This window comes from Streptomyces sp. NPDC085524, assembly GCF_044541755.1.
GTDB lineage: Bacteria > Actinomycetota > Actinomycetes > Streptomycetales > Streptomycetaceae > Streptomyces.
Window position 1 is genome coordinate 85,637 of sequence record NZ_JBITTH010000011.1, and the last position, 26,063, is coordinate 111,699.

General features: G+C 75.0%; 10 protein-coding genes. 6 read left to right on the plus strand and 4 right to left on the minus strand.

All coding sequences use genetic code 11. The annotated features are described in order from the left end of the window. The first annotated feature begins 402 nt into the window (after nt 1–402). From ACIGFK_RS18860 to ACIGFK_RS18880, 5 genes are all read left to right on the plus strand, one after another. On the plus strand, nt 403–8,232 hold the full coding sequence (locus ACIGFK_RS18860; protein WP_400052697.1) for an amino acid adenylation domain-containing protein: 7,830 nt from the start codon (nt 403–405) through the stop codon (nt 8,230–8,232). Further along, entirely contained in the window at nt 8,229–18,734 is a 10,506-nt protein-coding gene (locus ACIGFK_RS18865) for an amino acid adenylation domain-containing protein (protein WP_400052699.1), read from the plus strand. The genes ACIGFK_RS18860 and ACIGFK_RS18865 overlap by 4 nt, the downstream gene beginning before the upstream one ends. Before the next feature lie 89 nt (nt 18,735–18,823). Next, nucleotides 18,824–19,024, plus strand: coding sequence for an MbtH family protein (locus ACIGFK_RS18870; protein ID WP_400052701.1), 201 nt, complete (start codon nt 18,824–18,826; stop codon nt 19,022–19,024). An 84-nt stretch (nt 19,025–19,108) separates the two neighbouring features. Beyond that, entirely contained in the window at nt 19,109–20,449 is a 1,341-nt protein-coding gene (locus ACIGFK_RS18875; protein ID WP_400052703.1) for an MFS transporter, read from the plus strand. 175 nt (nt 20,450–20,624) lie between these two features. Further along, the gene (locus ACIGFK_RS18880) at nt 20,625–20,873 is read left to right on the plus strand and encodes a hypothetical protein (protein WP_376658993.1); all 249 of its coding nucleotides are present in this window, start codon (nt 20,625–20,627) and stop codon (nt 20,871–20,873) included. Nucleotides 20,874–20,962: 89 nt separating this feature from the next. Here the strand turns inward: ACIGFK_RS18880 and ACIGFK_RS18885 are convergent, their stop codons facing one another. Further along, nucleotides 20,963–21,508 carry a hypothetical protein gene (locus tag ACIGFK_RS18885; RefSeq protein ID WP_386466024.1) on the minus strand — a complete coding sequence of 182 codons (546 nt, stop codon included), beginning with the start codon at nt 21,506–21,508 and terminating at the stop codon, nt 20,963–20,965. A 99-nt stretch (nt 21,509–21,607) separates the two neighbouring features. Then, a complete protein-coding gene (locus ACIGFK_RS18890) occupies nt 21,608–22,642 on the minus strand; it encodes a response regulator transcription factor (protein WP_376662223.1) in 1,035 nt (344 codons plus the stop codon). 252 nt (nt 22,643–22,894) lie between these two features. Here ACIGFK_RS18890 and ACIGFK_RS18895 point away from each other — a divergent pair, with 252 nt between their 5' ends. Beyond that, nucleotides 22,895–23,122: a response regulator transcription factor gene (locus tag ACIGFK_RS18895; protein WP_376662224.1), complete on the plus strand. Its 228-nt coding sequence runs from the start codon at nt 22,895–22,897 to the stop codon at nt 23,120–23,122. On the opposite strand, the gene ACIGFK_RS18900 is transcribed toward ACIGFK_RS18895, so the two are convergent. Both ACIGFK_RS18900 and ACIGFK_RS18905 read right to left on the minus strand, forming a co-directional pair. Continuing rightward, complete coding sequence (locus tag ACIGFK_RS18900; protein WP_400052706.1) at nt 23,116–24,456, minus strand: MFS transporter; 1,341 nt, start codon at nt 24,454–24,456, stop codon at nt 23,116–23,118. The genes ACIGFK_RS18895 and ACIGFK_RS18900 overlap by 7 nt on opposite strands. Before the next feature lie 47 nt (nt 24,457–24,503). Further along, nucleotides 24,504–26,042, minus strand: coding sequence for an amino acid adenylation domain-containing protein (locus ACIGFK_RS18905; protein ID WP_376662226.1), 1,539 nt, complete (start codon nt 26,040–26,042; stop codon nt 24,504–24,506). Between the last annotated feature and the right edge of the window lie 21 nt (nt 26,043–26,063).

The window sequence follows — 26,063 nt, forward strand, 5'->3', positions numbered from 1 at the left end:
GACCGCCGGACCTGTCGCGGTCTCGACATTCACTGGGTCGTCAGACATAGGAGTGACCCTTCCCTGTTCGCGCAGCTCGGCGACACAAGTACCTCACCCCTGCACCGGAGCGGCAATCCAGCGTTGGCCATTCGAGCACAACGCCAAGGTGCGACGACGCAGTGGCGTGCCCGCTACTCCGGCCCGACAGCGAACTGGCACCTCCCGGGTCCGCGGGGTGCGCCGCCGGCCGGAGCGCCTGGATCCACCTGTCACGGGGTCGCGGTACCGGGGATTTCTCCGGGTGGATCGGGCCTCGTCAAGAGGCGTATTAGTGGGACTTTCGGGACCGTCCGGCCGTCGCGGACAGTGGCCTCACGTCGTCGTTGATCGACCGATCCGACTGAGGAGACTGACCACCGCATGGCCACTCACGACCGCGGGCCGCTGCCCCTGACCCCGCCGCAGAACGGCGTCTGGTTCGCACAGCAGCTCGACCCCACCCGCCTCGACTACACCATCGCCGAGTACCTGGAGATCCGCGGGGCGGTGGATCCGGAGCTGCTCGCCGAGGCGGTGCGCACGACGGTGGCCGGCACCGAGACGCTGTGCGTCCGCTTCGCCGAGGTGGACGGAGTGGTGCACCAGATACCCGCCGGGCCGCCGCCGCTGCGGATGGAGACGGTCGACGTCAGCGGCCACCCGGACCCGGACGCCGAGTCCGAGCGGCTGATGCGCGCCGAGCTGGCCCGGCCGACGGACCTGGCGTCCGGGGACGTGTGCCGGCACCTCCTGGTGCGGACCGGGCCGGCGACCTACCGCTGGATGCAGGGCTACCACCACCTCGTCGCGGACGGGGTCACCGGCTCGCTCCTCGCCCGGCGGACCGCCGAGGTGTACTCGGCGCTGGTCGCGGGAGAGCCCGTACCGGCCACCGAGAGCACGCCGTGGGAGCGGATCGTGGCCGGGGAGGAGGAGTACGCCCGCTCCGAACGGTGCGCGGAAGACCGGGAGTTCTGGCGCGCGCACCTGGACGGGGCCCCCGAGCCCGTCTCCTTCACCGGCAGCGTCCCGGCACCCGCCTCGGGTACGACGGTGCGGGTGAGCGGCGACCTCGACCCCGCCGACGCCCGCACCCTGCGCGAGGCGGCGCGCCGGCACGGCACGCGCTGGTCGGTGCTGGTGATGGCCGCGGCCGCCGCCCACCTGCACCGCGCGGGCGGCACCGAGGACGTGGTCCTGGGTCTGCCGGTCACCGGCCGCACCACCCCGGACGCCCGCCGGACGCCCGGCATGTTCTCCAAGGTGCTGCCGCTGCGGCTGACGGTCACCGCGGACATGCCGGTCGGCGAACTGCTGCGCGGCACCTCGGCCGGCATCAAGGAGGCCCTGCGCCACCAGCGGTACCGCATCGAGGAGTTCACCGGGAGCGGACCCCGGCTGTGGGACGCCGCCGTCAACCTCATGTCCTTCGACTACGAGCTGTCCTTCGCCGGTGCTCCCGCCTCCGCGCACAACCTCTCGGTCGGCCCGGTGGAGCACGTCTCCCTCAACGTCTACGACCGCGGCGGCGACAGCCCGCTGACCGTGCAGGCCGAGGGTGACGCCGCCGACCTCGACCGGGTTGGACTCGACGCGCTGCGGGTGCGGTTCACCCGCTTCCTGGTCGCCCTCGCCTCGGCCGAGGACGAGGCTCCGGTCGGCTCGCTGCCCTTCCTGACCGCCGAGGACGAGGAGCGCCTCGCCGCCTTCGCCGAGGGCGGCGTCGGCCCCGTGGCAGGGGACGCGTCGCTGCACACGCTCTTCGAGGCGGTGGCGGCGCGCACCCCCGAGCAGGCCGCCGTGATCTGCGCCGGCCAGGAGGTCACCTACCGGGAGCTCGACGCCTGGGCCGAGGAGATCGCGGACCGGCTGCGGACGGCCGTCGAACCGGGCACCCCGGTCGGCGTCTGCGTGGAGCGCTCCCCGTCGATGGTCGCGGCCCTGCTCGGCGTCCTGAAGGCGGGCGGCTGCTACGTACCGCTCGACCCCGGCCTGCCGTCCGAGCGCATCGCGTACATCGTGCGCGACGCCGGGCTGCGCACGGTCGTCGCCGGGCCGGGCAGCCGCGACCGGCTGCCGCACGACCTGCCGAGCGTGGTCGACGCGAGCGCGCCGGCCGACGGGTCCCGCTCCGGCCGGAGGTCCGTACCGGTGCCGGCCGCGTCCGCCGCGTACCTGCTGTACACATCGGGCAGTACGGGTGAGCCGAAGGGCGTCGTCGTCCCGCACGCGGCGGCCGTCGACTTCGTACGCGGCCACCTCGCGCTGTGCGGCGCGGGCGTCACCGAAGCATCCGCAAACGGGCGCACGGAACGGTTCCTCGGGTTCGCCTCGCTGTCGTTCGACGTGTCGGTCCTGGACGTGTTCGGTTCCCTGTTGAGCGGTTCCACCCTGGTCCTGGCCACCGACGCCGAGCGGGTCGACGTCGACCGGCTCCAGGCGTTGCTCGCCGAGCACGCGGTGACGGTCGCCGACCTTCCGCCGGCGCTGCTGCCGCTGCTGGACCCGTCGGGACTGCCGGCACTGCGGTTCCTGTCCACGGGCGGTGAGGCCCCGTCCGGGGACGCCGTGGACCGCTGGGCGACGGACGGCCGCGAGGTCTGGAACGCGTACGGGCCCACCGAGGCGGCCGTGTCCGTGACCATGCACCGGGTGGTTCCGCCCTCGCACGGCCGAATCCCGCCGATCGGGCGCCCGATGGTCAACCACCGTGCGTACGTGGTCGACCGGGGACTGCGGCTGCTGCCGCCGGGAGCGACCGGCGAGCTCTGCGTGGCCGGTGCGGGTCTCGCCCAGGGGTACGCGGGGCGCGCGGCCATGACCGCCGACCGCTTCGTGCCGGACCCGTTCTCCGGTGTGCCCGGTGCCCGGATGTACCGGACGGGCGACCTCGTGCGCTGGACGGCACGGGGCGAACTGGAGTTCCTGGGACGGGTGGACCGCCAAGTCAAGATCAATGGCCACCGGATCGAACTGGGCGAGATCGAGGCGGTCCTCGGCCGGCAGCCCTCGGTGGGGCAGGCCGCGGTCGTCGTGCACGCCCCCGCGGGCGGAGCCCGCCGGCTCGTCGCCTTCGTGGCACCGCCGGCCGACGGCGGCCCGGCGCCCGAACCGGATGCGCTGGCAGCGGAGTTGGGTCGGGTCCTGCCGGGCTACATGGTGCCCCGCACCTTCGTGGCGGTGGACCGGCTGCCCCTCACCGCGAGCGGCAAGGTGGACCGCGCGCGGCTGCACGTCCCCGAGGCCGTGGACCGTCCGGAGCGCCCCGAACGTGCGTACGACGCCACCGAGCTGGCGCTCGCGGAGCTGTTCTCCGAGGCCCTCGGCACCGACGCCACCCCCGACGACAACTTCTTCGAGCTCGGCGGCGACAGCATCACCGCCCTCGGCCTGACCAGCCGGGCGCGGGCGCGGGGCTTCTCCTTCACCCTGCGCGAGGTGTTCGCGCACAAGACCCCGGCCGCCCTCGCCGCGGCCGTCGGCGAGCCGGGCCAGGGTTCCTCCCAGGCCGCCGGTCCGACGGTTCCCGAGCACGGTCCGCTCCCCGCTACCCCGGTCATGCGCTGGCTCCTCGACGGGCCGGGTCCCATCGGCCGGTTCAGCCAGTCCATGGTGCTGACCCTGCCCGAGGGCGCGGACGACGCGACGCTCGTTCAGGTCCTGGAGTCGGTCGTGGACCGGCACGGGGCGCTGCGCCTCGGCGTCACCGCCGGCCCGGAGGGCCCGCTGTGCACGGTCGGCGAGCCCGGCTCGGTCGACGTGTCCCGGCTGTACCGCACCGTCGACGTGGCCGGGTCGGACGAATCCGCCCGCGCCGCGGTCATGGCGGAGGCGGCCCGGGAGGCGGCCGGACAACTGGACCCCGCGGCCTCGGTGATGCTCCGGGCCGTACGCTTCGACACCGGTGGGGCGGCGCCGGACCGGCTGCTGCTGTGCGTGCACCACCTGGCCGTGGACGGGGTGTCCTGGCGGATCCTGACGGAGGACCTCGCCACGGCCTGGGAGGCCGCCGTCGCCGGGCTTCCGCTGCCGGCCACGGACGGGGAGGTCTCGTTCCGCGCGTGGGCCCACCACCTCGAACTCCAGGCAGGTTCCCCGGAGGTGCAGGCCGAGCTCCCCTTCTGGCGCTCGATGCTGGAGACCCCCGGGGCCGGCCCGGACCCGCAGGAGCCCTGGCATCGGGTCCCCGACCCGGTGCGGGACACCGCCGGCGCCACCCGCACGCTGACGCTCCGCCTGCCCGCCGAGGTCGCCGGCCCGCTGCTGGCCCGGGTGCCCGGCGCGCTGCGCACCGGTCCGGCCGAGGTGCTGCTCGCGGGGCTGGTCCTCGCGGGCCACCGGCTGCGCTCCCCCGGCAGCGCCCCGGGGTCGCTGCTGGTCGACCTGGAGGGCCACGGCCGCGTCGACCGCACCGGCCGCCACGACCTGGCGCGCACGGTCGGCTGGTTCACCACCCAGTACCCGGTCCGGTTCGACCTGGACGGCCTCGACCTGGACGCGGCGGCCCGGGGCGGCGACGCGCTCGCCGAACTGGTCGCGCGGATCCACTCGACGGTCGCCTCCGTACCGGACCACGGCACGGGTTTCGGTCTGCTGAGCCGGCTCGACCCGCGGGGCGTCGCGGAACTGTCCGGACTCCCGCGCCCCCGGGTCCTGTTCAACTACCTGGGCCGGTTCTCCGGCGGGGACGGGGCGCCCTGGAGCCCCGCCCCCGAGGCCGGCGGCCTGCGGGCCGAGGTGGATCCGGCGATGCCCGTCGAGCACGCCCTGCAGATCGACGCCATGGCCGTGGACGGCGACGGCGGTCCCGCCTTCACCGCGGTCGTCACCCATCCCGCGGACCTGCTGACCGAGGCCGAGGCGGACGCCCTGGTGGCGGCCTGGGACGAGGCCCTGCGCCTGCTGGCCGGCTGGTCGGGAGCCCCCCGACCGCGCCGTCTCACCCCCCGTGACCTGCCGCTGGTGCGGCTGACGCAGCCGGAGACGGACGCCCTGGCGGCGCGCTACGCCGGGCTCTGCGACGTGCTGCCGCTCTCGCCGCTCCAGGAGGGGCTCTTCTTCCACTCCGCCTTCGACACGGGCGCGATGGACGCCTACACCGGCCAGATCGTCCTCACCCTGGACGGCGCCCTGGACGAGGACACCCTGCGGGCGTCCTGCGACCGGCTGCTGCGCCGCCACACCGCGCTGCGCTCCGCCTTCACCGACCAGGGTCTGGACGGGCCGGCGCAGATCGTCGTCGAGTCCGTCGAGGTGCCGTGGGAGGCCGTGGACCTGGGCGGACTCGGCTCCGCGGACCGGGAGCGGGAGTGGCAGCGGCTGCTCGCGGCCGACCGCGCCCGCCGCTTCGACCTGGAGCGGCCGCCGCTGGTGCGCTTCACCCTGGTCCGGTTCGGCGCGGCCGAGCACCGCCTCGTCATGACGAACCACCACATCGTCTGGGACGGCTGGTCGTCGGCGGTCCTGCTGCGCGAACTGCTCACCGGATACGCCGAACAGACCTCGGGCGCCGAGCCCGGTGCGGTCGCGGAAGCGGTCCCGTACCGCGCGCACCTGGACTGGCTGGCCCGCCAGGACGACGGCGCCGCCGAGACCGCGTGGAGCACCGCGCTGGCCGGGCTGGAGGAGCCGACCCTGCTGGGCGCGGCCGACCCGAACCGGATCGACGCGCTGCCCGAGCGGCTCCAGGTGGAGCTGTCGGCCGAGCTGACGGCCCGGCTCACCGCGCAGGCCCGTGCCGCCGGCGTGACCCTCAACAGCGTCGTCCAGGGCGTCTGGGCGGTCCTGCTGGGCCGGGTGACCGGGCGGGACGACGTGGTGTTCGGCGGAACGGTCTCGGGACGGACCGCGGACGTCGCGGGCATCGAGGACATGGTCGGCCTGCTGATCAACACCCTGCCCGTGCGGTTCCGGATCCGGGAGGACGAGCCGCTGCTGGCGGCGCTCGCCCGGTTCCAGGACGAGCAGGCGGAGCTGATGGACCACCAGCACGTCGGGCTCGCCGGAATCCAGCGGGCGGCCGGGCTGGGTGCCCTCTTCGACACCACGGTCGTCGTCGAGAACTATCCGCTCGACCTGGAGTCGATGCGGGACCTGGCCGGCGGACCGCGACTGACCGGGGTGGAGGGATCGGACGCCACCCACTACACCGTCAACCTCATCGTGCTGCCCGGGGAGCGGCTGCGGCTGCACCTCGACCACCGCACGGACGTCCTCGACGCACGGACGGCGCGCAGCCTGGGCGAGGCACTGGAGCGGCTGCTGGCGACCGTCGCCGACGCCCCCTCCACCCCGGTCGGGGAGGTGGACCTGCTCTCCGCGGAGCAGCACCGGCTGATCCGGGAATGGAACGGGACGGCCGTGCCCGTCCCCGACACCACGCTGGTGGAGCTGTTCGAGCAGCAGGTGGCCCGGACCCCCGGCGCCCCGGCGACCGTCTTCCGCGGCGAGCGCCTCTCGTACGCCGAACTCGACGCCCGCGCCGAACTGCTGGCCGGCGAGCTGTGCGCCCGGGGCGCCGGTCCGGAGCGGATCGTCGCGGTCGCCCTGCACCGCTCCACCGAGATGGTCGTCTCACTGCTGGCCGTGCTGAAGTCGGGGGCGGCCTACCTTCCGGTGGACCCCTCGCTGCCGGCGGACCGGATCGCGTACCTGCTGTCCGACGCCGAGCCGGTGCTGCTGCTCGCGGACGACGCGGTGGCGGCGGCGCTGCCGGCCGCGTCGGACCTGCCCCGGCTGGATCCGGGGGCCGTGCGCGACGGGGGCGCCACCGGTGCGGTACGGCAGGTCCCCCTGCCCGCGCACCCCGCGTACGTGATCTACACGTCCGGGTCGACGGGGCGGCCCAAGGCCGTCGTCGTGGAGCACTCGGCCATCGTCAACCGGCTGCTGTGGATGCAGGACCGCTACCGGCTGGGCGCGGACGACCGGGTGCTCCAGAAGACCCCGTTCGGCTTCGACGTGTCGGTGTGGGAGTTCTTCTGGCCGCTGATCACCGGCGCGGCCCTGGTGGTCGCCGAGCCCGGCGGGCACAAGGACCCCGCCTACCTCAGCCGGGTGATCCAGGAGGAGGCGGTCACCACCGTCCACTTCGTCCCCTCCATGCTGGCCGCGTTCGCCGAGGACCCGCAGGCGGGCGGCTGCCGGTCGCTGCGCCGGGTCGTGTGCAGTGGCGAGGCGCTGCCTGAGGAGCTGAAGAACCGCTTCCTCGACGTGCTCGACGTGCCCCTGCACAACCTGTACGGGCCCACCGAGGCGGCCGTGGACGTCACGCACTGGGACTGCCGCCGCGAGGACGCCGGGCCCGTGCCGATCGGCCGCCCCATCTGGAACACCTCGCTGTACGTGCTCGACCCGCGGGGGCGGCCCGTCCCGGTGGGCGTCGCGGGCGAGCTCTTCCTTGCGGGCGCGGGCCTCGCCCGCGGGTACCTGCGCCGCCCGGCGCTCACCGCGGAGCGGTTCCCGCTGGACCCGTTCGGCCCGCCGGGCTCGCGCATGTACCGCACCGGTGACCTGGCCCGCCACCGGGCCGACGGCTCGGTGGAATACCTGGGCCGCACCGACGACCAGGTGAAGATCCACGGCTTCCGGATCGAACTCGGCGAGATCGAAACGGCGCTGGGGCGCCTCCCCGGTGTCGGGCGGGCCGCGGTCGTGGTCCGCGAGGACGTCCCGGGCGAGCGCAGGCTCGTCGGGTACGTCGTCCCGGAGGGCGGGGCCGACCCGGCTCCGGCCCTGGACCCCGAGCCGATGCGCGCCGAACTGGCCCGCTCCCTCCCGGAGTACATGGTTCCGGTGCTGGTGGTCGTGGACGGGCTGCCCGTCACGGCGAACGGCAAGCTCGACCGCCGGGCGCTGCCGGCGCCCGCCGCGGCTGCCGCCACCGGGTACGAGCCGCCCGCCGGGGAGACCGAGGAACTGGTCGCCATGGTGTGGGCCTCCGTACTGGACGCGCCGCGGATCGGCCGCCACGACGACTTCTTCGCCCTCGGGGGGCACTCGCTGAGCGCCACCCGGGTGGCGGCCCGACTGCGCCAGTCCCTCGGCCTGGACCTGCCCCTGCACACCCTCTTCGAACAGCGGACCGTCGCCGCCCTCGCCATCGCCGTCGAGACGGTGCTGCTGGCCGAACTGGAGGCCGGAACGGCCCCGTTCGCCGCAGCCACCGCCGACGCCGTTCCTTCACTCGTACTTCAGGGAGAGACCTCGTGACCACCCAGGAGAGCCTGCCGGCCGCCGGCACGGACAGCCGCCTGGCCGCCGCCCGAGAACTGCTGCGCCGCCGGGTGCGCGCCGCGCTGGACGACTCGGCGGCCGGCGCGGCCGCCACGACGGCTCCGGCCCCCACCGCCGGCCCTGCCGGTCCGGGCGCCGAGCCCGTCGCCTCGTTCGCCCAGGAGCGGATGTGGCTGGTGGACCGGATGACGGACGGCACCCCAGGCTACGCGATCCCCGAGGTCGTGCGGCTGCGCGGCCCCGTCCGCCCGGACCTGCTGCGCCGGAGCCTGACGGCCGTCGTGGCCCGCCATGCACCGCTGCGCACCGTCTTCGAGGAGCGCGACGGCGCCCCGCACCCGGTGGTCCTGCCCGCGCCGGCGGCCGTCCCGCTGCCGGTGCTGGACCTGGGCAGCGCCCCCCTCGCCGAGCTGGAGGAGCGGGCGCACGCCCTGGCCCGGGAGGAGGTCCGCAGGCCCTTCGACCTCGCGGCGGGCCCGCTGCTGCGCGCCCTGCTGATCCGGCTGGGCGCGGAGGACCACCTGCTGGTGCTGGTGGTCCACCACATCGCCACCGACGGCTGGTCCATGGGCCTGCTCTGGCAGGAGTTCTCCGAGGGCTACGCGGCCCTGCTCGCCGAGCGGCCCCTCCCGCAGGCGCCGCTCCCCCTCGACTACCAGGCGTACGCCCGTACCCAGCGCGACCGGTTCGCGAGCGGCGCGATGAACGGGCAGCTGCGCTGGTGGGAGGAGTGCCTCGCCGGGCTGGAGCCTCTCGAACTGCCCGCTGACCGGCCCCGGCCCACCCGCCGCAGCGGCGACGGCGCGAGCCTGGACTTCACTCTCGACGCGTCGCTCACCGCACGGCTGCGCGGGATCGCCGAGAGCTCCGGCGCCACCCTCTTCATGACCCTGCTGGCCGGCTTCCAGGCGGCCCTGGCCCGCTACGCCGGCCGCACCGACATCGCCGTCGGCACTCCGGTGGCCGGGCGCGACCGGGTGGAACTGGAGCCCCTCGTCGGGTTCTTCGTCAACACCGTGGTGCTGCGCGCCGACCTGTCGGGCGATGCCGGGTTCCGCGAACTGCTCGGCCGGGTCCGCCGGGCGACGGTGGACGCGTACGACCACCAGGAGGTGCCCTTCGACCGGCTGGTGGAGCACCTGAGCCCCGAGCGCGTCGGCGACCGCAACCCGCTGGTGCAGGTGATGTTCGCGTCGGCCCCGGACGAGACGGCCGGGCTGCGGCTGCCGGGCCTGGACGCGCAGGCCGTGCGGACCGACTTCGGCGGATCGCTCTTCGACCTGAGCGTCTTCGTCTCCGAGGGCGCCGAGACCTGCTCCGGCTCGCTCGTCTTCGACAGCGACCTGTTCGACCGGGCCACGGCCGAACTCGTCCTCGGCCACTACCTGGAGCTGCTGGCGTCCGCCGCCGAGGAGCCCGACCGCCCCGTGGCCGAGCTGCTGCCCTCCGCCCCGACCGCGGCCCGGCTCGCGGCCGAGGGCCACGGCGCGGTCCGCCGGGACCTCGCCCCCGCCGGCCTGGTGGAGCTGTTCGCCGAGCAGGTCCGGCGCGCCCCCGGCGCCGACGCCGTGGTCTGCGGCACGGACCGCCTCAGCTACGCCGAACTCGACTCCCGCTCCGACCGGCTGGCGGCCCGGCTGACCGCCGCCGGGGTGGGGCGCGAGACCCCCGTGGCCCTGCTCATGGAGCGCTCGGTCCAGCTCCCGGTGGCGATCCTGGCCGTCCTGAAGGCCGGCGGGGTCTACGTCCCGCTCGGCGAGGGGTTCCCCGTCGCCCGACTGCACTGGATGCTGGAGCGGACCGGCGCCCGCCTGCTGCTCGCCGATCCGGCGACGGCCGGCCACGAGGCGGTCCGTACGTCGCCCGTGCCGGTGCTCGACGTGAGCGCCCCGGCGGACGCGGTCCCGGCCGGACCGGTCCCGTACCCGCCCTGCGCACCGGACCAGCTGGCGTACGTGATGTACACCTCCGGATCCACGGGAGAGCCGAAGGGCATCGGCGTCACGCACGCCAACGTCGCGGCGCTCGCCCGCGACACCGCCTTCGGCGCCGCGCACCGGCGGGTGCTGGCCCACTCCCCGCTGTCGTTCGACGCCTCGACGTACGAACTGTGGGTGCCGCTGCTGTCCGGCGGCCAGGTGGTCATGGCGCCGCCCGGCCGGGTGGACACCGCGGCCCTGGCCGCGCTGGTGGAGGAGCACCGGATCACCTCGATGTTCCTCACGGCCGCCCTGTTCAACCTGGTGGTCGAGGAGTGCGTGGAGCTCCTGACGCGGGTGCGGGAGGTGTGGACGGGCGGCGAGGCCGCCTCCCCGCACTCCTTCGCCCGGGCCCTGGCGCAGGCTCCGGACACCGTCCTGGTCAACGTGTACGGGCCCACCGAGACCACCACCTTCGCCACGGGCCACCGGCTGGACCCCCGCGCCGGTGCCGTCGTGGACGGCCGGATCCCCATCGGCACGGCCCTGGACGACACGCGCCTGTACGTCCTGGACGAGCGCGGCCGCCCGGTACCGCAGGGCGCCGTCGGCGAGCTGTGCATCGGCGGCACCGGCGTGGCCCGCGGCTACCTGGGCCGGCCCGGCCTGACCGCACGGCAGTTCACCCCGGACCCGTACGGCGCCCCGGGCGCCCGGATGTACCGGACGGGCGACCTCGCCCGGCGGCGCCCCGACGGCACCGTCGACTACCTGGGCCGCCGCGACCAGCAGGTCAAGATCCGCGGCCACCGGATCGAGCCGGGCGAGGTCGAGGCCGAGCTGACCCGCTGCCCGCAGGTCGGGCACGCCGCGGTGGTGGTCCGCGAGGACACCCCCGGCGAGCAGCGCCTCGTCGCCTACGTGGTGCCCTCGCAGGGGCAGTCGGCCGAGCCGGCCGAGCTGCACCGGGCCCTCGCCGCGCGGCTGCCCGCGTACATGCTGCCCTCGGCGATCGTGCCGCTCGCGGCCCTGCCGGTGACCCCGAACGGCAAGCTGGACCGGCGCGCGCTGCCCGCGCCCCCCGAAGAGGGGGTGCGCCGGGCCGAGTTCGCGGCGCCGGCGACCGCGACCGAGGAACTCGCCGCGGCCGTGTGGGGCGAGGTGCTGGGCACCGGGCGGATCGGCCGCCACGACGACTTCTTCGCGCTCGGCGGCCACTCCCTGCGGGCCACCCGCGCCGTGTCGCGGCTCGGCGCCCGGCTGGGCACCGGCGTACCGCTGCGGCTGCTGTTCGAGCACCCGACGCTGGAGCGGTTCGCGTCGGCACTGGACGCCCTGCGCGGCGACGGTCCCGCCGCGGCCGCGCCCGCCGTCACCGCGATCGGCCCCCGGCCCGCCGGGGAGCCGGCGCCGCTGTCGTTCGCACAGCAGCGGCTGTGGTTCCTGGACCAGCTCCAGCCCGGCCGGCCCGACTACAACATCCCGGTCGCGACCCGGCTGCGCGGCCCGCTCGACGCCGACGCGCTGGCCGCCGCGCTGTGCGCGGTGGTGACCCGGCACGAGGTGCTGCGCTCGCGGATCACCGAGGGCCCGCGGGGCCCCGTACAGACCGTGGAGGCGCCGGAGGTCTTCGCCCCGGTTCGCACCGACCTGGGGGACCTGCCCCGCGAGGAGGCCCGCTCGCGGGCGCTGGGCCTCGCCCACGCGGACGCCGCCGCCCCCTTCGACCTGGGCTCCGCTCCCTTGCTGCGGGCCCGCGTGGTGCGGGTCGCGGACGACGAGCACCTCCTCGTCCTGGTCCTGCACCACACCGTCGGCGACGGCTGGTCGATGCCGGTGCTGTGGCGGGAACTGTCCGGGGCCTACGCGGCGCTGCGCCGCGGCGAGCGTCCCGCACTGCCGGAACTTCCGGTCCAGTACGGGGACTTCGCGTACTGGCAGCAGCGCCGGCTGGCGGACGGCGACGCCGACGCGGGCATCGCCCACTGGCGGGCGGCCCTGAGCGGCCTCCCGGCCCTGGACCTGCCCACCGACCGGCCGCGGCCCCAGGTGCGCTCGGGAGCGGGCGGCGCCTTCGCCTTCGACGTCCCGGCCGAGCTCGCCGATCGGCTCGGCGCGCTGGCCCGGGAGCGCGGCGCCACCCTGTTCATGGTGCTGCTCGCCGGCTTCCAGGCGCTGCTGGCCCGCTACACGGGCCAGGCGGACATCGCTGTGGGCTCTCCCATCGCGGGCCGCGACCGCACCGAACTGGAGCCGCTCGTCGGCTTCTTCGTCAACACCCTCGTGCTGCGCACCGACCTGTCCGGCGACCCGGCGTTCGGCGAACTGCTGGGCCGGGTGCGCCGGACGGCGCTCGCCGCGTACGAGCACCAGGACGTCCCCTTCGACCGGCTGGTGGAGGAACTGAGGCCGGAGCGCGACCTCAGCCGCAACCCGCTCTTCGACGTCCTGTTCCAGCTGCATCCCGAGCAGCTCGACGCGCTGCCGCTGGAGGGGGTGGAGGTCGAGAGCCTGGACACCTCCAACGGGACGGCCAAGTTCGACCTCAGCCTCGCGATGACCGAGCACCCCGGCGGACTGACCGGCACCGTGAGTTACGCGACGGACCTCTTCGACCGGGACACGGTCGAGCGGTTCGGCGCGCACTACCTGCGGCTGCTGGCCGGGGCGGCCGAGACCCCCGACGCACCGCTGTCGCGGCTGGACGTGCTGTCCCCGCAGGAGCACGCCGCCCTGCTCGGCGAGGAGTCCGCGCCGCGCACGGACCCGCCGGCGGCGCGGACCCTGCACTCCCTGGTTGCGGAGCAGGCCCGGCTGCGGCCGGACGCCCCGGCCGTGACCTGTGAGGGCCGCACCACCGGCTACGGCGAGCTCGACGCGGCCGCCAACCGGCTGGCCCACCGCCTGCGGGAGCTCGGGACCGGCCCCGAGACCCGGGTGGCCGTACTGGCCGGGCGCGACCCGCGCATGCTGGTCTGCGTCCTCGCCGTACTGAAGGCGGGCGGCGCCTACGTCCCCCTCGACGCGGGCCATCCGGCCGAGCGGATCCGCACGGTGCTGGCCGACAGCGGCGCCCACCTGGTGCTGACGGCGGGCCTGCCGGACGGGCTGCCCGCGGACCTGACCGGCGGCCTGACGGTCCTGGACCTGGACGCCGAGCAGCAGCTGCTCGACGCGCTGCCCGCGACGGAGCCGGCCGCCGCCGCCTCCCCCGCGCACCTCGCCTACCTGCTGTACACCTCCGGATCCACCGGCCGCCCCAAGGGCGTGGCCGTCACCCACGCCGCGATCACCGGCTATCTGGCGGCGTTGACCTCCACCTTCGGCCTCGGCCCCGAGGACGCCGTGCTCGCCCGCACCGCGCTGACCTTCGACCCGTCGGTACGCGACCTGTTCGCGCCGCTGACCACCGGCGGGCGGATCGTGCTGGCCTCGCAGGACGAGGCCGGGGACCCGGACGCACTGGCGCGGCTGCTGCACGCCGAGGGCGTGACGGCGCTGCTGTCGATCGTCCCGTCGATGCTGGAGCCGCTGGTCGCCGCCGTCGGCGAGCCCACGGCTGCGCTGCGGCTGGTGATGACCACCGGTGAGGCGCTGACCGCCGGACTGGCTCGCGCCGCGCACACCCTGGGCGTGCCCGGCCGGCTGCGGCTGGTCAACCAGTACGGTCCGACGGAGTGCACCAACACCACCACCTACCACGTGGTGACGGACGCCGACATCGAGGCGGGCCGCATCCCCATCGGGCGGCCGCTGCCCGGCGCCCGGGTGCTCGTGCTCGGCGAGCACCTCGAACCGCTCCCCCGGGGTGCGATCGGTGAGCTGTTCATCGCCGGACGCGGGGTGGCCCGCGGCTACCTGGGCGATCCGGCGCGCACCGCCGAGGCCTATCCGCCGGACCCGTACGGGCCGCCCGGCGCGCGTATGTACCGCACCGGTGACCTGGCGCGGCTGCGCTCCGACGGCGTGCTGGAGTTCCACGGCCGGCGCGACAACCAGGTCAAGGTCCGCGGCCACCGGATCGAACTCGGCGAGGTCGAGGCCGCCCTGCTGCGCCACCCCGACGTGGCCCGGGCCGTGGCCGCCGCGCACGGCGAGGGCGCCGACCGGCTGCTCGCCGCGTACGTGGTGTGGCGGGACGGGAGCGGTGATCCGGCCGCCGTGCTGGACTTCGTGCGCGCGGCCCTGCCGGCCGCGATGGTGCCCTCCGCGCTGGTGGTGCTGGACGCGCTGCCGCTGACCCCGAACGGGAAGACCGACCGCCGGGCGCTGCCCGCGCCGGAATCCGGCCCGGCCGGTGGGCACCGGGCGCACGTCGCCCCGCGCACGCCGCTGGAGCGGACGGTCACCGAGGTCTGGGAGGAGGTGCTCGGCGAGGGCCCGATCGGGGTCCGCGACCACTTCTTCGAGCGCGGCGGGCACTCCCTGCGCGCCACCCGGGTCATCTCCCGGCTGCGCGCCCTGCTGGAGCTGGACATTCCGATGCAGCTGCTCTTCCGCCACCCGGTGGCCGAGGACCTCGCCCGGGCGCTGGCCTCGCTGGGCGCGGCGGGGGCGAAGGGACCGGCGATCCCCGCGCTGCCCGAGGGGCCCGGCCCGCTGTCCTTCGGACAGCAGCGGCTGTGGCTGCTGGACCGGCTCCAGCCGGGCCGGCCCGACTACAACATGCCCTGTGCCGTACGGCTGACGGGGGAGCTCGACACCGCCGCGGCCCTGGCGGCCCTGACGGACGTCGTCGCCCGCCACGAAGTGCTGCGCTCGCGGATCGAGGAGTCCGGGGAATCCGGGAAGGACGGCGGCGAGGGCGCCTTCGCGGCCCGCGTCGTACCCTGTCCGGCCTCGGTGTTCACCCCGTCCTTCACCGACCTTTCGGAGCTGGGCGCGACGGCGGCCCGGGAGCGGGCGCGGGAGCTGGCGGCGCACGACGCCGCGCTGCCCTTCGACCTGGCGGCCGCGGGCCCGCTGCGGGCCCGCCTGGTGCGGATCGCGGCGCGGGAGCACCTGCTGGTGATCGTCGCGCATCACATCGCCTTCGACGGCTGGTCGGTGGGAGTGTTCTGGCGGGAGTTCTTCGCCGCCTACCGTGCCCGCACCCTCGAAGGGGCCGAGCCGCTGCCGGAACTCGCCGTCTCCTACCGAGATTTCGCGTCGTGGCAGCGCGACCGGCTGAGCGGTGACGCGCTCGCCGGCACCCTGGACCACTGGCGGGAGCGGCTCGCCGGGCTCGCCCCGCTGGACCTGCCCACCGACCGGCCCCGGCCGGCCGCCCCGTCCGGGCGCGGCGAGCAGTTCCCCTTCTTCCTGCCCGAGCCGCTGCTGAACGGGCTGCGCGAGCTGGGCCGCCGGCACGACGCCACCCTGTTCATGGTGCTGCTGGCCGGCTTCCAGGCCCTGCTGGCCCGCTGGTCGGGCAGCGAGGACGTGGCGGTGGGCTCCCCCATCGCCGGCCGCGACCGCACCGAACTGGAGCCGCTCATCGGCTTCTTCGTCAACAACCTGGTGCTCCGCACCGACCTGTCCGGCGACCCGGCCTTCGGCGAACTGCTGGACCGGGCCCGGGAGACCGCCCTGGGGGCCTACGCCCACCAGGAGGTGCCGTTCGAGCGTCTGGTGGAGGAGGTGCGGCCGGAGCGCGACCTGAGCCGCAACCCGCTGTTCCAGGTGATGCTGGTGCTCGACGAGGAGGCCGCCGCGCCGCCCGCACTGCCGGGGCTGGACGTCGAACCGCTCTCGCTGGCCAGCGGGGCCTCGAAGTTCGACCTCTCGCTGTACTTCGTCGAGGAGGAGGGCGCGCTGCGCGGCGAGGCCGTGTTCGCGACCGACCTCTTCGACCGGGCGACCGTCGAGCGCATGACCTCGGCGCTGACCGAACTGCTCACGGCCGCGGTGGCCGATCCCGCGACGCCGCTCGGCGCCCTGCCGCTGATGGGCCCGGCCGAGGAGCGCCGGATCCTGCGTGCGGGCGGCGGGTCCCTCGAACCGCCCGCCGGCCGGCCGCTGCCCGTGCTCGTCGGCGAGCAGGCCTCCCGTACGCCGCAGGCCGTGGCCGTGGACGACGGGGAACGGAGCCTGTCGTACGCCGGGTTGTGGGAGGTCTCGGGCCGCCTCGCCCGGGAGCTCGCCCGGCTGGGGGTGGGTCCGGACACGGCGGTGGCCGTCTGCGCGGAGCGCTCCGTGCTGCTGCCGGCGGCGCTGCTGGGCGTCCTGCGCTCCGGCGGCCTGTACGTGCCCGTCGACCCCGGCTATCCGGCCGACCGGATCGGCTACATGCTCGCGGACAGCGGCGCCCGGGTGCTGGTGGTGTCGGGGCTGTCCGGCGCCGCGCAGGCGCCGGCGGGGGTCGCCGTGGTGGACCTCGACGCCCTGGCCGGTGACGGCAGCGCGCGGGCCGACTTCGCACCCGTGCGGCTGGAGCCGGAGCAGCTGGCGTACGCCCTGTACACCTCGGGCTCGACGGGACGCCCGAAGGGGGTCACCGTGCCGCACCGGGCGCTGGCCAACTTCACCCGGGACATGGTGCGCAGGCTGGAGCTGACGGCCGGTGACACGGTCGCGGCCGTCACCACGGCCTCGTTCGACATCGCCGTGCTGGAGCTGCTGGTCCCGCTCGTGTGCGGAGCCACCCTACGGGTCGTCGACCGGGAGACCGCGCGGGACGGCACCCTCCTTGCGAAGGAGCTCGACTCGGCAGCGGTCACGGTCGTCCAGGCCACTCCCGCCACCTGGCACCAGCTGATGGAGTCCGGCTGGCAGGCGCCCCACGTACGGGCGCTGTGCGGCGGCGAGGCGCTGCCGTCGGCCCTGGCCGAGCGGATGCGTACGGCGCTGGGCACCGTCTGGAACGTGTACGGGCCGACCGAGACCACCGTCTGGTCCACGGCGCACCGGCTGTCCGGTCCCGTGGGCGACGGGCCGGTGCCGATCGGCTCGGCGCTCGCCAACACCCGGCTGCACGTGCTGGACGCGGGCCTGCGACCGGTGCCGGTCGGGGTGTTCGGCGAGCTGTACATCGGCGGCGACGGCGTGGCCCGCGGCTACCACGGGCGGCCGGCGCTGACCGCCGACCGGTTCGTGCCCGACCCGTACGCGGCGGGCGAACGGCTCTACCGCACCGGTGACCTCGTACGACGGCTCGCGGACGGCGCCCTGGAGTACCGGGGCAGGGCCGACGGCCAGGTGAAGGTGCGCGGCCACCGGATGGAGCTCGGCGAGATCGAGTCCGCGCTCGCCCGCCACCCGCGGGTGCTGGCGGCGGCCGTGGCCGTCCACGGCACGGGGGTGGACGCGGTGCTGGCCGGCTACGTGACCTGGCGGGACGAGGAGGGCGACGTGCGGGAGCTCGGCGACTTCCTGCGCCAGGACCTCCCCGAGTACATGGTCCCGGCGGTCCTGACCGCCCTGGAGCGGCTCCCGCTCACCCCGAACGGCAAGCTCGACCGCAAGGCGCTGCCCGCCCCCTCGGCGGACGCGGCGCGCGGCGACGGCGCGGGGCGGATCGCCCCGCGCGGCACGACCGAGCTGCGGATGGCGCGGCTGTGGGAGCAGACCCTGGGGACGGCCCCGATCGGGGTCCGCGACGACTTCTTCGCGCTCGGCGGGCATTCGCTCAAGGCCTTCGCCCTGATGGCGGCCGTGCGCCGGGAGTTCGGCGTGGAACTGCCGCTGAATCTGGTGTTCCGCCGGCGCACCGTGGAGCTGCTCTGCGAGGCGCTGCCGGACGCGGGGGCGGCCGCCGCCAGGCTGCTGGTCCCGCTGGCCGACGGGGACCCGTCCCGGCCGCCGCTGGTCCTCGTCCACCCGCGGGGCGGCGACGTCGTCTGCTACCGGGACCTGGTGCGGGACCTGTCCGCCCGCCCCGGGGGCGACCGGCGGATCCTGGGCCTGGAGTCGGTGGGCTACAACACCGGCGAGACCCCGCTGGAGCGGGTGCCCGAGATGGCCGAGCGCTACCTGTCCGCACTCCGCGAGGAGCAGCCCCACGGCCCGTACCTGCTGTCCGGCTGGTCGTTCGGCGGGACGGTGGCCTACGAGATGGCGGCCCGGCTGGAGGCCGCCGGTGAGGAGGTCGCCTTCCTCGGCCTGATCGACGCGGCGGCGCCGGGCACGGCTCCCGGGAGCCGTGCCGGTGCGGCCGGCGGGGCAGGCGATCCGGACCTGCTGCGGTACGGCATCGCCGCCGGGATCGACGCCGGCTCGGCGCGCGAACTGGACGAGGAGGAGCTGCTCGACGTCCTGGTGCGCCGGGGCCGTGAGGAGGGCACGCTCCCCCGCACCTCCCCCACGGAGGCCCTGCGCAGACTGCTGCGGGTCGCCGAGGCGAACGGGACGGCCTCCGCCGCCTACCGCACCGACGCCGTACTCGCCGTGGACCTGCACCTCTTCACGGTCGACGAGCGCCACCCGGAGCTCGCGACCCCACTGGTGGACCCGGCGGCCTGGCGGCCGCGCACCGCGGGCGCCGTCGTACGGGCCGCGGTCCCGGGCAACCACCACGACCTGGTGGACCCGCCGCACTGCGCCGCGCTGGCGGATCTGCTGGCCGCGGCCCTGCCCTCCTGACCCTTCTGACCCTTCTGACCCTTCTGACCCTTCTGAAGCGCCGTACCCCGAAGACCCTTCCGCATTCCTGATCCCTCGAGGAGAACACCGTGAACGAGTCGTCCCCGCAGCAGTACCTGGTCGTCGCCAACGACGAGGAGCAGTACTCCCTCTGGGAGGCCGGCCGGCCGGTCCCGCTCGGCTGGCACGACCGGGGCGTGCGCGGCACCAAGGAGGAGTGCCTCGCGCACATCGAGCGGGTGTGGACCGACATGCGCCCGCTCAGCCTCCGCGTGAGCATGGCCGGCTGACCCGACGACCCCCGGGCACCACGCCGCCCGGCAGACCCCACCGCGGGCTGCCGGGCGGCGCGGCGGTGCCGGAAGGAACCCCGTATGACCAGCTCGTACCCCGGCGGCTCCGCGTCACCGCGCCGCCGCACCCCGCTGGCCGCCCTGGTGGCCGCCTCCGGGATCTCCTCGCTCGGCATGGCGGCGACCCTGGTCGCCGTGCCCTGGTTCGTCCTGCACAGCACCGGCAGCGGCACCCGGACGGGTCTCGTCGCCACCGCCGAGGTGCTGGGCCTGCTCTGTTCCGCCGTGTTCGCGGGTCCGGTGGTCGACCGGCTGCCCGTGCGCGCGACGAGCATCGGAGCGGACCTGGCGACGGCCGCGGCGATCAGCCTGATCCCGCTCCTGCACGCCTGGGACGCCCTGCCCCTGCCCGTCCTGATCGTCCTGGTCTTCCTGATGGGGGCCGCGCGCGGGCCTTCCGACACCTCCAAGCAGTTGCTCCTGCCGGGGGCGATGGCACGTGCGGGGGTCACGGCGGAGCGGGCCACGGGCGCCGTCGAGGGAGCCCGCCGGATCGGCATGATGGCGGGGGCGCCGCTGGCCGGGCTGCTCATCGCGACGGTCGGCCCGGTGCGCACCTTGTACGCGGACGTGGCGGCGATGGTGCTGGTCGCCCTCCTCGTGGCGACCTCGGTGCCGGCGTCGGCCCGCGCCCGGGCGGCCGACGGCGTACCGTCGCACGGCTCCTACGCGCAGGAACTGCGCTTCGGGCTGGGGCAGTTGCGCAGGGACCGGCTCCTGGGGGCGATGGTGGGGGTCCTGATGCTGACCAACGCCCTGGACGGAGCGCTGAACGGCGTGCTCTATCCGGCGTACGGGACCCAGGTGCTGCGCAGCAGCGCCCTGTTCGGGGCGATGGTGACCGCCATGGGCGCCGGAGCGCTGATCGGGGCGACCCTGTACGGCTGGGCGGGCCACCGGATGCCACGGCGCGCGGTCTTCGTCGGGGCCTTCGTCCTCGTCGGGGCGCTGCGGTGTGCCGCACTCGCCGCCGGGCCCCCGGTGCCGGTGCTGCTGACGGTACTGGCCCTGTCCGGCATCGGATCGGGGGTCGTGGGTCCGCTGATGATGTCGGTCGCCTACGAGCGGGTGCCCGAGCAGGTCCGCGGGCGGGTGTTCGGTCTGCTGGTGGCCGCCGCGCTGGCGGCGACCCCGCTGGGGATGCTCGGTGCGGGGCTGGCCCTGGACGTCCGGGGTCTGGTGACGGCGCTGCTGGGCACGGGGGCGCTGTACCTCGCGGTCACGCTCGCGCCGCTGGTCTTCCCGGTGTGGCGGGAGCTCGACGCCCGGGTCCCCGCGGAGGCCGGGGAGGCCGCGGAGGCGCCGGTCGGGCGCGAGGTGGGCCCGCCGGCCGCGGTAGGGGCAGGAATCCTGACCGAATAAGTGAGACATGAGAGGATTTGCGGCCCCTCACCATCGCGCCAGGCAGCTTGATGAACAGTCTGATCGATCACCGAAGTGCCCGGGGCACGGCAAGGTTGGTCATGCACCGACCGGCGCGGACGGCCCACAAAGCGGTTCGCGCCGAGACCAGACCGCTCGTACTCCTGGGGAACCCATGCTCAAGCGTTACGTCATCGCCCTGTCCGTGACCGCGGCCGCTCTGCTGCTGCCCGCCGGCGCCGCTCAGGCCGCCGACGACACCTCGGCCGCGACCACCGTGACGACCACCACCGGGGGCGACGGCAGCACGGCCACCCCCCAGACTCCGCATCAGATCGTCACGCCGGGCGGCCACGTGGTGACGGTCGGCGCCACGACGAACGGGCGGCTGCGCGACACGAACGACAGCTCCTGGGGCGGCTGATCACCCCGGCCCGTAGGGGCCGACGGTACGAAAGGGGGGAGGGAGGATCGCGGCGCGATCCTCCCTCCCCCCTTTCGTACACCGAGCCGTCAGTCACCCGCACCGTTGAGGGAGATGACGGCGTACTGCGCCTCCGGTGCCGCGACGCACCTGCGCGACCACCGGGCCGGTACGTACAGCAGCTCGCCGGGCAGCAGCCGGCACTGGAAGGACTCCGGCCGGCCGCTCTCGCCGGTCCCGGTCAGCTGCCAGGTCACGGCGCCGGCGATCTGGTGGATCAGCAGGTGCTCCCGGACCCCGGGCTGCCCGGTCCAGACGGAGTCCACCCCGACGCCCGGGGCGGACCCGGCCGTCTCGACCCGGTCCAACCGGACCGACAGGCCCGTCAGGGAGGCCAGTTCGGCGGTGAACCGGTCCACCTGCGCCGGGCGCACCCCGGCACCGCCGACGCCACGGGTGCCGTCGGCTTCATCTGCTTCATCTGCTTCATCGACGTCATCGGCGTCGCCGAACGCCGGGTTGTCGTACTCGGGCCACAGCACACCCGGCGCCCGGTCCAGGTGGACCGAGAGGAACAGGACGATCTCCCGCAGGTGCAGGGCCTCCCGTTCACAGGCTTCATCCGGCATGTCCATCACGTGTGCCCCTCTTGTTCGGCTGCTCCGCAGCTCCCATCCCAGCAGCATGCGACACGCCCGCCGCCCGCGACAGACACGAGAACGCGTGACACCAGGTCAGGAAGGCGGTACCGGCTCGCCGTCCACATCCGCCCCCAGGTCCAGCAGGCCGCGCGCGGCGGCGGCCACACCGGCCTGGAAGCGGCTGCCCGCACCCAGCTCCTGCATGATGTCGGCGATGTGGCGCCGGGCCGTGCGCAGCGACATGCCCAGGCGCCGCGCTATGGCCTCGTCCTTCAGCCCGGCCGCGAGCAGCCGGATGATGGTCTCGTGGATCTCGCGGGCCACCTCTTCGAGCCCCTGGCCCGCCGCGGCCGAGAACGGCGAGGCGAGGTCCCAGGTCTGGTCGAAGATGTCGCACAGGTACGCGACGGTCGAGGGCTCACGTATGACCACGGCGCCCCAACTGCCGTCCGAGACGGGTATGAAGGCCAGTTCCCGGTCGAAGGCGATGAGCCGGCCGAACAGTTCGTGTGCGGTGCGGTACTGCGCCCCCAGGGCGGACGCGGCCGCGACGTAGGCCTGACTCGGCCCGTTGAAGCGGGCCGTGTGGTGGTAGAGGGTCCGGATCGAGATCCCCCGCTGGAGCATCGTCTCGTCCCGCCGCAGCGCCTCCTGCATCGCCTCCGGCACCCTGCTGCCGCCACCTGGCTGCGAACTGACCATCTCGGTCGTGCAGTTGAGGGACGCCCGGTTGAGTGCCCCGCGCACGTCCTCCAGGCTCTCCAGGACCTCCAGCGACTCCCCCGTGGAGCGGCGGCCCAGATAGTGGGGCAGGAAGCGCCCCAGGTCCTCGCGGATCCCGCTGATCTCCCGCTGCTGCTCGCGGATCTGCGCCTCCAGGGGCGCGACGAGCTGCTCGGCGGCCGTGTCCGGGGCCACCGCGAAGGCCACCGCCGGGTCGATCGGGCTCACGTGCAGCAGGCGTGAGGCGCGCAGGCGTGCCACGCTGCGCCGGACCTCGTCCGCGTCGTGCCCCGTACCGGCGGCCACCGCGTCCACGTCCACCGTGCGGTGCTCGAGCACCCAGCCGTAGACATCGATGTCAACATCAGAGTTGTTCGGATCCAGCACCACGTCAGATGTCCACATTGCCCCACCCTGCTCTTTTTACCCCTGGTCGCTTTACTGCCAGGCACTTTGGTGAGGTGCCCGCCCCCTGGCGCCAGGATATGCAGGGCGAAAGTCTGTACCCGACGAACAGCAGCGGGTGTCCGGCCACTTCAGGCCCCGGACGTCCGAAACGGTGCGATCACAACCAGCGTGATCGCACCGTCACCGGGGGCGCCGAGCCCCGCCGCTCGCCACTCCCCTCCACCTTCGATCCGGAATCCGGAGCCCCACATGCTGCACACCACGCTCACCGCCCGCGCACCGGAGCTGCCCGCCCTGACCCCCCGCGAGCTGGAGGTGCTCGCCTACCTCGCGCAGGGGGACACGTACCGGATGATCGCCTGCCGGATGGGGCTGAGCCCGCACACCGTCGACACCTACCTGCGCCGGCTGCGCAGCAAGACCGGCGCGGTGAACCGGACCCAGCTCACCCACATCGCCTTCCGGCTGGGCTACTGAGCCGGCCGCGGGCCCCCGGCACTGGCCCCGGCCCCGGCCTTCGGGGCGTCGTCCTCGAACTCGCGCATCCGCCGCAACGGGGAGCAGAGCAGGACCAGCGGGGCCGCCGACAGGGCGGCGGCGCACAGCCACAGCGCGTTCCGCACGCCCAGCAGTTCGCCGAGGAGTCCCGCCAGCAGGCCGCTCAGGGGCAGCACGCCCCACACCAGGAAGCGCATGGTGGCGGTCATCCGACCGAGCAGGTGCGGCGGGCAGACCGTCTGCCGGTAGGTGACCTGGCAGATGTTGTACAGGGTGACGCCGGCCGACTGGACGAGTGACCCGAGCACGAACAGGCCGATCCGCCAATCGTGGTCGGCGAGCGGGAGCAGCAGCCCGAAGGGCATGGTCACCAGCAGGGACAGCCACGTGAGCCGGGCCGCGCCGACGGCCCGGGTCACCCGGTCCGCGGCGGTGGCCGCGAGCACCGAGCCGATCGTGGCCGTCGTCAGCACCCAGCCGATGGCCGCGGGCGGCAGCCCCACCGTCCGGGTCAGGAAGAGCACCTCGATCGCCATCACCGCGCTGAGGAACAGGTTCACGGCAGCCGTGTTCAGGGCGATGAGCCGCAGGATCCGGTGGCCCAGGACGTACCCCAGCCCCTCCCGGATGTCACGGAGCAGGTGCCGGCGCGGGCCGGGCTCCGGCTGCTCCTCCCGGGCCCCGATCCGCCCCAGCAGGACCACGGACACCATCGAGGTGACCGCCTGCCCGGCCAGCGTCCCGGCCGCGCCCAGCAGTTGCACCAGGAAGCCGGCGATGCCGGGGCCCGCGAACTCGGCTCCCGAACGCACCGTCTCCAGCTTCGAGTTCCCCGCGATCAGGGTGTCCTTGCCGATGAGGGTCGGCAAGTAGCTCTGATCGGCCACGTCACCGAAGAGCCGGGCGCAGCCGAGCAGCAGGGCGACCGCGTACAGCAGCGGCATCGAGTGCAGGTCCAGCAGGTAGGCCACCGGCAGCGCCGTCAGCAGGACGGCGCGCGCCAGATCGGCGGCCATCATCACGCGGCGCTTGCGCATCCGGTCCACCCAGGCCCCGGCGGGCAGTCCCAGCAGCAGGAACGCCGCGTGTTCCGCGGCGGACAGCAGACCGGCCTGCCACGCCGAGGCGTCGAGGGTGAGCACCGCCATCAGCGGCAGGGCCACGTACGTGATGCTGCCGCCCAGCTCGTTGCAGATGTGCGAGGACATGAAGAGCCGGAAGTCCCTGCGCCACCGGCGTTGCACTGCCTGCACTGCCTGCACGGACTGGGCGGACTCTGTCGGCTCGGCGGACTCGTCGGTGGTGACGGACACGGGTGCGTTCCTTGTCTGGTCGCGGACCGGGTCCGCGGGCTGCTGGTTCATCGGGCGTCGGGCGCGGGGAGCGCCCTGGGGTCGAGCTTGCCGCCCGGGGTCCGCGGCAGCCTGTCCATCAGAGTCACCACGGCCGGTACGAGGTACCCGGGCACCTTGGCCAGAAGGTGACGGCGCAGGGCGTCCGGGGTGAGGGTGCTGCCGGGGGTGACGGCGGCCCAGGCGGCCAGCTGCGGGCCGTCGGCCCCCCGGGTGGCGCGGGCGACCACGTCGACGACATCGGGGTGGCCGGCCACGGCCGCTTCCACCTCCTTGAGTTCGACCCGGTGGCCGCGGATCTTGACCTGATCGTCGGCGCGCCCGAGGAAGACGATCGGGCCGCCGGGCGCGCGGGTGACGCGGTCGCCCGTGCGGTACATGCGCTCGCCCGGGGCTTCGGCGAAGGGGTCGGCGACGAACCGCTCGGAGGTCAGGCCCGGCCGGCCGTGGTAGCCGCGCGCCAGGCAGGAACCCGCCAGGTACAGCTCGCCCGCGGCGCCGGGGGGTGCCTCCTGCAGCTCCTCGTCGAGGACGTAGGCGCGTACGCCCGCCAGCGGTTCGCCGAGCGGGATCAGCTCGTCGCCCGCGAAGGCGGCCGGTTCGGCCGGTCCCGGCTCGTAGGACGTGGCCGTGATGGTGGACTCGGTGAGGCCGTAGCAGCTGATCACCGGGGGGCGGCCGGCGGCCGTCCAGCGTGCCAGGTCCGCGGTACGGCCCGCGTCGCTGCCGATCACCACGCGGCGCAGTGCGGACGGCAGCGGCCGCGGGGAGCGCTCCAGGTCCTTGGCCCACTGCGACCAGTACGGGGTGGGCAGGTTGACGACGCTGATCCGCTCCTCGCCGAGGAACGGCTCCAGCTCGGCGGGCGAGAGGACGTTGTCCTTGACGAAGACGGCCGTGCCGCCCGTGCACCAGGTGGGCAGGGCCTCTTCCAGGCTGACGTCGAAGGCGGGGGCCGCGAACTGCAGGACCGCGTCTTCGGCGGTCAGCCCGTAGCGTTCGGCCAGGGTGCCGACCTGTGCGGCGAGTCCGGCGTGGCCGACCGCCACGGGCTTGGGCTGCCCGGTGGAGCCGGAGGTGAAGAGGACGTAGGCGAGGGAGCCGGCGGCGACGTCGGCGGGCGGGGCCTGCGACGCGGGGGCCGCGGTCGAGGTGGAGGCCCACAGCAGCTCGCTCCCGGTGCGGCGTTGCAGGATCGCCGCCGCGTGGGTGTCCTGCGCGACCGCGTGCCGTGTCCCCGCCGCCCGCAGCAGGGTGCGCAGCCGCTCGTCGGGGGCATCGAGGTCCACCAGGAGGGGGGCCGCGCCCGCGTACCAGATCCCCAGCAGCCCCACCGCCCAGTGGGCGCCCCGGCGCACCCCCAGGAGCACGGTGTCCTCCGGCCCGGCGCCGGCGGCGCGCAGTTCCTCGGCCACCGCGCGCGCCCGCCGGTCGAACTGCCGGTACGTCAGCTCCCCTTCGGGTGCGCGGACCGCGGTGGCCTCGGGCGTGAGCCCGGCCCGGTGCGCGATGCGCTGGGGCACGGGGGTGGTATCGGTGGGACTCATGGTGGTGGTGTCTCCTGGGGG

Coding starts and splice junctions, on each gene's coding strand:
- ACIGFK_RS18905 (WP_376662226.1), bottom strand. CDS start 26,042: ATGAGTCCCACCGATACCACCCCCGTGCCCCAGCGCATCGCGCACCGG.
- ACIGFK_RS18885 (WP_386466024.1), bottom strand. CDS start 21,508: ATGGACATGCCGGATGAAGCCTGTGAACGGGAGGCCCTGCACCTGCGG.
- ACIGFK_RS18875 (WP_400052703.1), top strand. CDS start 19,109: ATGACCAGCTCGTACCCCGGCGGCTCCGCGTCACCGCGCCGCCGCACC.
- ACIGFK_RS18895 (WP_376662224.1), top strand. CDS start 22,895: ATGCTGCACACCACGCTCACCGCCCGCGCACCGGAGCTGCCCGCCCTG.
- ACIGFK_RS18880 (WP_376658993.1), top strand. CDS start 20,625: ATGCTCAAGCGTTACGTCATCGCCCTGTCCGTGACCGCGGCCGCTCTG.
- ACIGFK_RS18890 (WP_376662223.1), bottom strand. CDS start 22,642: ATGTGGACATCTGACGTGGTGCTGGATCCGAACAACTCTGATGTTGAC.
- ACIGFK_RS18860 (WP_400052697.1), top strand. CDS start 403: ATGGCCACTCACGACCGCGGGCCGCTGCCCCTGACCCCGCCGCAGAAC.